Annotated in this window: 7 protein-coding genes; 1 reads left to right on the top strand and 6 read right to left on the bottom strand. The window is 72.0% G+C overall.

Features of this window, described 5'->3' with window-relative positions; all coding sequences use genetic code 11:
* Positions 1–207: 207 nt before the first annotated feature.
* Genes ACSDR0_RS42920 through ACSDR0_RS42910 form a run of 3 tightly spaced genes read right to left on the bottom strand, consistent with a single transcriptional unit; the run spans position 208 to position 1,973 of the window.
* A complete protein-coding gene (locus ACSDR0_RS42920; RefSeq protein ID WP_435294728.1) occupies positions 208–1,293 on the bottom strand; it encodes an alcohol dehydrogenase catalytic domain-containing protein in 1,086 nt (361 codons plus the stop codon).
* An 11-nt stretch (positions 1,294–1,304) separates the two neighbouring features.
* Positions 1,305–1,499, bottom strand: coding sequence for a ferredoxin (locus ACSDR0_RS42915; RefSeq protein WP_435294727.1), 195 nt, complete (start codon positions 1,497–1,499; stop codon positions 1,305–1,307).
* A 9-nt stretch (positions 1,500–1,508) separates the two neighbouring features.
* Complete coding sequence (locus tag ACSDR0_RS42910) at positions 1,509–1,973, bottom strand: pyridoxamine 5'-phosphate oxidase family protein (protein WP_435294726.1); 465 nt, start codon at positions 1,971–1,973, stop codon at positions 1,509–1,511.
* Positions 1,974–2,049: 76 nt separating this feature from the next.
* On the opposite strand from ACSDR0_RS42910, the gene ACSDR0_RS42905 reads away from it, so the two are divergent.
* Positions 2,050–2,697, top strand: coding sequence for a class I SAM-dependent methyltransferase (locus ACSDR0_RS42905; RefSeq protein WP_435294725.1), 648 nt, complete (start codon positions 2,050–2,052; stop codon positions 2,695–2,697).
* On the opposite strand, the gene ACSDR0_RS42900 is transcribed toward ACSDR0_RS42905, so the two are convergent.
* From ACSDR0_RS42900 to ACSDR0_RS42890, 3 genes are read right to left on the bottom strand one after another with little or no spacing between them, the layout of a single operon-like run.
* On the bottom strand, positions 2,633–3,637 hold the full coding sequence (locus tag ACSDR0_RS42900) for an enediyne biosynthesis protein UnbU (RefSeq protein WP_435294724.1): 1,005 nt from the start codon (positions 3,635–3,637) through the stop codon (positions 2,633–2,635). The genes ACSDR0_RS42905 and ACSDR0_RS42900 overlap by 65 nt on opposite strands.
* A complete protein-coding gene (locus ACSDR0_RS42895; RefSeq protein ID WP_435294723.1) occupies positions 3,634–5,646 on the bottom strand; it encodes a CRTAC1 family protein in 2,013 nt (670 codons plus the stop codon). The genes ACSDR0_RS42900 and ACSDR0_RS42895 overlap by 4 nt, the downstream gene beginning before the upstream one ends.
* Before the next feature lie 18 nt (positions 5,647–5,664).
* The gene (locus ACSDR0_RS42890; protein ID WP_435294722.1) at positions 5,665–6,660 is read right to left on the bottom strand and encodes a DUF1702 family protein; all 996 of its coding nucleotides are present in this window, start codon (positions 6,658–6,660) and stop codon (positions 5,665–5,667) included.
* Positions 6,661–6,737: the final 77 nt, after the last annotated feature.

Below are 6,737 nucleotides of genomic sequence, written 5' to 3'. Positions count from 1 at the left end.
CGCTGGCCGTCATCCGCAAGCTCAACGCCATCACCCCGCCCTCCACCGCCTTCGACGCCGCCTTCTCCTCGGAGTGAGCCTTTCGCCGAGGTTCTGAGTGAACCTCTGATCGAGGCGCGCGACGGTGTGACCGGGAGGCCGGGCCGCCCCACTCAGGTGGGCGGCCCGGCCGGTGCTCGGTGCCGGGGGTCTGGGATGCCGCCGGTCTCAGTCCAGGACGACGATCTGGCGCAGGACCTCGCCGCCCCTGAGCGCCGCCACGGCGTCGTTGAGGTCGGCGAGCTTGATGCGAGAGCTGATCATGCTCTCCAGGTCGAGCTTGCCCGCCTTGTAGAGGCCGGCGAAGAACGGGAAGTCGCGCCGGACGTCCGAGCCGCCGTACAGCGAGCTGAGGATGTTCTTGCCCTCGAACAACAGGTTGAAGGCGCTCAGCGGAACGTTGTCGTCCATCGCGCCCGCGCCCACCACGATCGTGTCGCCACCCCGGCGGGTCGCCTGCCAGGCCGTCATGATGGCGGCGGACTTGCCGACGGCCTCGAAACCGTAGTCGAACCCGGCGCCGCCGGTGAGCGTGCCGACCGCGTCCATGAGCTGGTCCGGGGTGATGGCGTGGGTCGCGCCGACCTTCTTGGCGAGGGCGTGCTTGGACTCCAGGGGGTCGATCGCCAGGATCGTGGTGGCGCCGGAGATGCGGGCCCCCTGGATCACCGACAGGCCGATGCCGCCCGCCCCGACCACGGCGACGGTCGAGCCCGCCCTCACCTTGGCCGTGTTCAGCGCCGCGCCGACGCCGGTGGTGATCCCGCAGCCGATCAGGGCCGCCGCCTCGAACGGCACGTCGGAGTCGACCTTGATCGCGCCCTGCCAGGGCACGACGATCTCCTCGGACCAGGTGCCGCACCCCGCCATGCCGAACGCCGGGGTGTCGCCGCCGTAGCGGAAGCGGGCGTTGACGAAGCTGTCCATCACGTACGTCATGCACAGGAAGGGCTGGTTCACCAGGCAGTTCGCGCAGCTGCCGCAGGCCGGGGTCCAGTTGATGATGACGTGGTCGCCGGGTTGTACCGAGGTCACGTGGTCGCCGACCTCGACGACCTCTCCCGCGCCCTCGTGGCCGGGGATGACCGGCAACGGCATGGGCAGCACGCCGCTGATCACCGACAGGTCCGAATGGCAGACGCCGGTGGCCCTGATCTTGACGCGGACATCCGTCGGGCCTACCGGCGCGAGGGTGAAGTCATCGCGGATGTCGAGCTTGTCGTCGCCGACGGCATGCAGAAGCGCACCACGCATGGGGGGTCCTCCTAGTTCTCCTCAAGGGAGAGGGCGGCTTTGGGACAGGACCGGACCGCGTGCCGGACGCGGTCCATCATCTCCGGCGGCGGCTCAGGCAGCAGCACGTGCAGCTGGTCGTCGTCGTCGAGCTCGAAGACCTCCGGGGCGAGTCCCATGCAGATCGCATTGGCCTCGCAGACCAGATAGTCGACTTTGATTTTCATAGGGGCCTCCTAACCGGGAATGGCGAGCTTACGGTGATCCCAGGAGATCACTCGACTCGGCTCGACCACGAAGGCGACCCTTTTGCGGCCGGTGTAGGCCACGTACTCCGTGAGCAGCTCCTCCGCGTCGGGCATCCCGGCCATCCGCCTGGCCACGTTCATACCGACGCCGAGGATGCCCTCGGGGGCGTCGATCCTCCGAGCCACCCCGTACACCAGGACGCCGCGCAGGTCGGAGTATTCGTCTCCGGCCTCGATCAGGCAGCTCACCCGGGCGTCGCGCTGGATGTTGAGCGTCTTCTGCGCCTTGCCGTAGGTCCAGAACGAGATCTTGCCCTCGGTCAGCCCGTAGAACATGGTCACCATGTGGGGTGTCCCGTCCGGGTTGATCGTGCCGAGTTGCAGCTTCCGTGACTCGCCGACGAAAGCCGTCACCTCGTCGTCGGACATCACGATGCGGGCGCGCTGGTTCACGGTGCAAAGTAGAACACGTTCCATAAGGCCGGGCAAGGGCATTCGGAATGTTGTTCGGTCTCGGTAGTCTGCTGCGATGAGCATCGCCACCATGCCGGCCGACCTGCTGTACGTCGCCCAGCGCGCCAAGGGTTTCATGCCACACCAGGAGGGAATCGCGCTGTTCGAGACCGCCGCCGGGTACGGCCCGCGCGGCCCGATCTGCGAGATCGGCAGCTACTGCGGGAAGTCCGCCGTCTACCTCGGGGCGGGTGCCCGGCAGGCCGGGTCCGTCGTCTTCACCGTGGACCACCACCGGGGTTCCGAGGAGATCCAGCCCGGCTGGGCCCACCACGACCCCACGCTGATGGACCTCCGCTTCGGCAAGATGGACTCGCTGCCCACCTTCCGCGCCACCATCGCCTCCGCCGGTCTGGAGGAGGAGGTCGTCGCGATCGTCGGCAGGTCCGAGCGTGTCGCCGCGCTGTGGAACACCCCGCTGGCGATGCTCTTCATCGACGGAGGCCACTCCGAGGACCCGGTGACGAAGGACTACGAGGGATGGGCCCCGCACGTCATGCCGGGCGGCGCCCTGGTCTTCCACGACATCTACCCGGACCCGTCCAAGGGCGGGCAGGCTCCGTACCGCGTCTACCAGAGGGTCCTCGCCTCCGGCGCGTTCAAGGAGGTCCGGCAGGAGGGCTCGCTGCGGGTGCTCGAACGGGTCGGTCCCGGCATCGGCTGATCTCCCCGTACGACGTGCCCGCCCTGGGCCCGCTGACGCCGGGCAGGCGGAGGAGGGCCGGGAGGGCCACGCGGAGACCCCGGCCCGCACAGACGATCACCAGGGCGAAGAACAGCCCGAAGACGACGTGGAACTGGACCAGCAGCCCGTAGACCGCCGCCGTGGCCAGGCCGAACAAGACCTGGTCACGCGGCCTGACCGGGGACGTGCCCGGGTCGACGATCACGTATCCGGTGTAGAGGGCGAAGGCCGTCCCGGTCATCGGCAGCAGGGCGCCGACCGCCGACGCGTCGGTCAGCCCTCCCCTGACCAGCGCCTGCAAGGCGAACCCGCCCGCCCAGCCCAGGACCAGCGGCAGCCTCCCCGCGAGCCTGGCGTTCACCGCCGTTCCCCAGACCAGCACGGCCAGCGGCACGAGCAGGTCGAACGGCCCCGAGACCCACGCGGTGAACTGGTACGCCGGAGCGAGGCCGACCCACGGGAACAGCAGCAGCACGGCGGCGACCCCGAAGGCCACCGGATTCAGGAACGGCGTCCCCGGCGCGTCCCCGGCGGCCCGCCCCGCCGTTCCGGCGCCGTCCGGCGCTCTCACGCGGAAGACGTACGTGCCGCCGACGCCGATCAGGACGGCCAGCGCGATCGGCGTCAGGTGCCCGTTCCCGTACAGCAGCATCGCGCAGAGCAGGCCGCAGACATAGGACGGCAGGAGGAAGGCGGCGACCCGGTCGCGGGGCACCCCGAGATAGCGGGCCCGGCGCCCTCGCGACCACGCCTCCACGGTCTCCAGCGCGAACTCGGCGGTCACGCCGGTGAGCACGCCGACCACCGGTGCCAGGCAGGACTGCTCGAACCCGAGCACGGTGTGCCCGAGCACGGTGATCAGGGTGAGGGACCCCGCCAGCCGCCGGAGCGCCTCGTCTCGCCTCCGGTCGGCGTTCACGGCCGCCGGATCTCCGAGGCACGGCCGCCGGCCAGCAGGATCCGGTGCCAGCCGGGCTCCAGGGAGATCGACGCGGTACGGGCGCCGCCGCAGGAGTCCCTCCAGGAGATATCGACGGGGACGGTGGAGTCCGGCAGGTCGTCGCCCAGACCGAACAGCAGCTCGGGCGCGGAGACGCCGTTGTGGCCGTTGGCGGGGTAGAGCTGCCTGCTGCGCGTGACCCCGCCGGGCGGGCGCACCGTGGCGACGGCCCCGATGGCGGGCCGCGTCAGCCCGGGACGTCCCCGCCGGGACCACGCCCGGCCCCGCGTCTCGCCGAGCGGTCCGTACGCCGGGTCCGGCCCGGCCCGCCCCGTGCGAGTGGTGCCGCAGGCGCCGGCCGGGAGGCGGAGGCGCAGGCCCACGAAAGGGGCCGTCGGGCCGTGGTTGCTGTAGAGCACCGACGCGGACCACTGGTTGGCGACCGCGAAGTCCAGCCGCCCGTCGTCGTCGACGTCGCCCACGGCGAAGGCCCGGCTCACCGTGCCGCCGCCGCCGCCGCCGTCACTGTCACCGTCGTCGCCGCCTACCCCGGCTCGCCGTGCCACGTCCACGTAGCGGCCGTCCGGCCCCCTGGTGAAGAAGGTGTTGGTGTCACGGCCGGACAGGTCGTCCCCGGCCCGCAGGCCGGGCCACAGCGAGGGGCGGGAGAGGAACAGGTCGTTGGCCGACGCCGCCTCCTGCGACTGCGCCCACCGGTCGACCTCACCCCTGACGAACCCGGTCGCGTGCATGATCTCGTCGGTGCCGTCGTTGTCGAAGTCGGCGGCCTTGACGTCCCAGGACCAGCCGCTGCGGCTCAGCCCCAGCTCCTCGCCGAGGTCGTCGTACGGCGCGTGACCCTCGTGGAGCCCGCCGGGCCGTGACACGAAGGCGAAGTTGCTCTGGTGCAGCGCGTGGTCCTCGGTGAGGTTGCTCACCAGGATGTCGGGCCTGCCGTCGGTGTTGAGGTCGGTGAAGGCCACCCCCATCCCCTTGAACGAGTCGCGGCCGACGACCCTGGAGGGGGGTGTCGTCAGGTGCCGGGTGCCCCTGGCCTCGGTGAACCGGATCCTGCCGGGCACCGACTCGTTGACCAGCAGGTGGTCGGGGCCGAAGTCGTTGGCCACGTACAGCTCGGGCCGTCCGTCGCCGTCCAAATCCTGGGTGCCCAGCGCGAGCGTCCAGCCCCCGCCCTCCCCTTCGACCTCGTCGAACACCCCCTCGGCCTCGGCGAACAGCGCGGGCCCCGTCGCCAGGAAGAGCCGGTCGCCACCCCCGTTGGCGGCGGCGGACAGCGAGTCGGGCATCACAGCGTCGCCGGTGTCGCCGGTGTCGCCGCCCAGCACCCTGACGCCGTCGGGGAAGTAGTTGCCGAAGACCAGGTCGAGGCGGCCGTCGCCGTCGAAGTCACCGGTCGTGGCGGCGCTGGTGTTCCAGATCTCCGGTTTCGCGGTCAGCGCGCGGTGGCGGAAGGCCGCGCCGGACGGGGGCGCCCCGGGGACGCGCAGGAACAGGGAGGGGGAGCGGCCCCAGTAGTAGACGACCAGGTCCTCCCAGCCGTCCTGGTCGAGATCGGCGGGCAGGCATCCCGTCGGAGCCTCGTGCCGCCTGCGCTCGGGAGGGACCAGCGTGAACGGCCGGTAACCGCGGGAGGTCCCCGGCGCGGCCCTGACGGTCACCGTGTCGCGGCGGGGGTCGACCAGGCACACGTCGTCGGCGACGGCCTTGTTGTCCACGTCGAACAGGGCCACCCCGGCGCCCAGCGACGACACCAGGCCCCGGAGGTTCGCGTACCCCGGCGCGACCGGCCGCAGGACGCGGTCACCGTACTCCGCGGGAGGCCCCAGCGGCCTCGCGTGGAAGGAGAAGTCGGCGGACGCCTCCACGGCCGAGGTGTCGGGCAGGGCGGTCAGTCTCCACCCGGCGGTGACGGCCACCAGGGCCAGGACTCCCGCCGCGTACCTGCGAACCCCCGGCACCGTTCCCACCGCCCCTCCGAATCGTGGTCATGAATCGCGGTCGCGTCGTGCCCAGGCCTTCCGGATCCCCGCCCGCCAGGCCTGGTAGTGGTCGCCGCTGTGCGCGTTGTGCCCGAGCGCGACGAGCGCGGTGTCGGTCCAGCTCGCGGCCTCGTCCACCTCGGCCCCGCACAGCACGGGAGCGGCGGCGACGGTGTGCTCAGGGACGACCTCCGAGATCAGCCGGTAGGCGCAGGCGAAGGCGCACCCCTGGGCGAGGTGGGCGCGAAAGCCGTCCTCGGCCGCGGCCGAGGCCAGCAGCCCCAGGTCCGCGGTGCTCGCGCCCCCGGCGTACGTGGCGGCCAGGCCCACCCCGCTCCACAGGTCGGCGCGGCGTCCCGCGGGAAACTCGGCGATGCGCGGCACGACGCCGGCCGCTCCCGCGCACTCGTGGAACCAGAGCGTCCGCCCCAGCCCCTGATCGAAGATCGCCCGCCGCGTCCGGTCCATGAGCCCGGCCGTGCGCTGGCGCCCCACCGTACGGTCGGAGAAGAGGAAACCCTGGTGGAAGCCGAAACCGTCGTGGGCCAGCCAGCGCAGCAGCGGATGCACCGAGCGGATGCCCCACATCGGCCGCAGCCGCATGCGGGCGTACGCCCAGCCGGTGCCCATGTGGACGAGGTGCGGGTAGCGCACACCCTGCCCGCTCAGCAGCTCCCTGAGCCGCCGCCCGCCGGTGAGGGTGAGCATGTCGAGGGTGGCGCAGGCCATGCCGGCGCCCTCGTACGCGAAGCCGCGCAGGTCCTCGCGGAGGTCGTCGATCCGTCCGGTCTCCCCGGCGGCCACCGCGTTGAAGCCGGCCACGAACGCCACCCCCGCGCCCTCCAGCCGCTCGCGTGCCGGCCCCAGCCGGAACCGCCGCACCCCGAACCCCATCCGGGCCGGGTCCTGCCACAGCAGCCGGGCCACTCCCTTCGGCCTCGGGCCGGGAGGGCAGGGAAGGAGGGAGAGGTCGCCGGGGTCCGGGTCACCGGGGGAGATCATCGGTAGGTCGGGAGGGGCTGGGAGGTCCGGGACGACCGAAGAGTCCGGCGGGGCGGGAGGGGCTGGGAGGTCCGCCT

The organism is Streptosporangium sp. G11, from assembly GCF_051192615.1.
Lineage (GTDB): Bacteria > Actinomycetota > Actinomycetes > Streptosporangiales > Streptosporangiaceae > Streptosporangium.
The sequence above is the reverse complement of the archived record's forward strand: the minus strand, read 5'-3'. Positions and strand labels throughout refer to the sequence as shown.

Excerpts from the sequence above, each read along its gene's own strand:
- ACSDR0_RS42920 (WP_435294728.1), bottom strand. The coding sequence starts at position 1,293 with ATGCGTGGTGCGCTTCTGCATGCCGTCGGCGACGACAAGCTCGACATC.
- ACSDR0_RS42915 (WP_435294727.1), bottom strand. The coding sequence starts at position 1,499 with ATGAAAATCAAAGTCGACTATCTGGTCTGCGAGGCCAATGCGATCTGC.
- ACSDR0_RS42905 (WP_435294725.1), top strand. The coding sequence starts at position 2,050 with ATGAGCATCGCCACCATGCCGGCCGACCTGCTGTACGTCGCCCAGCGC.
- ACSDR0_RS42890 (WP_435294722.1), bottom strand. The coding sequence starts at position 6,660 with ATGATCTCCCCCGGTGACCCGGACCCCGGCGACCTCTCCCTCCTTCCC.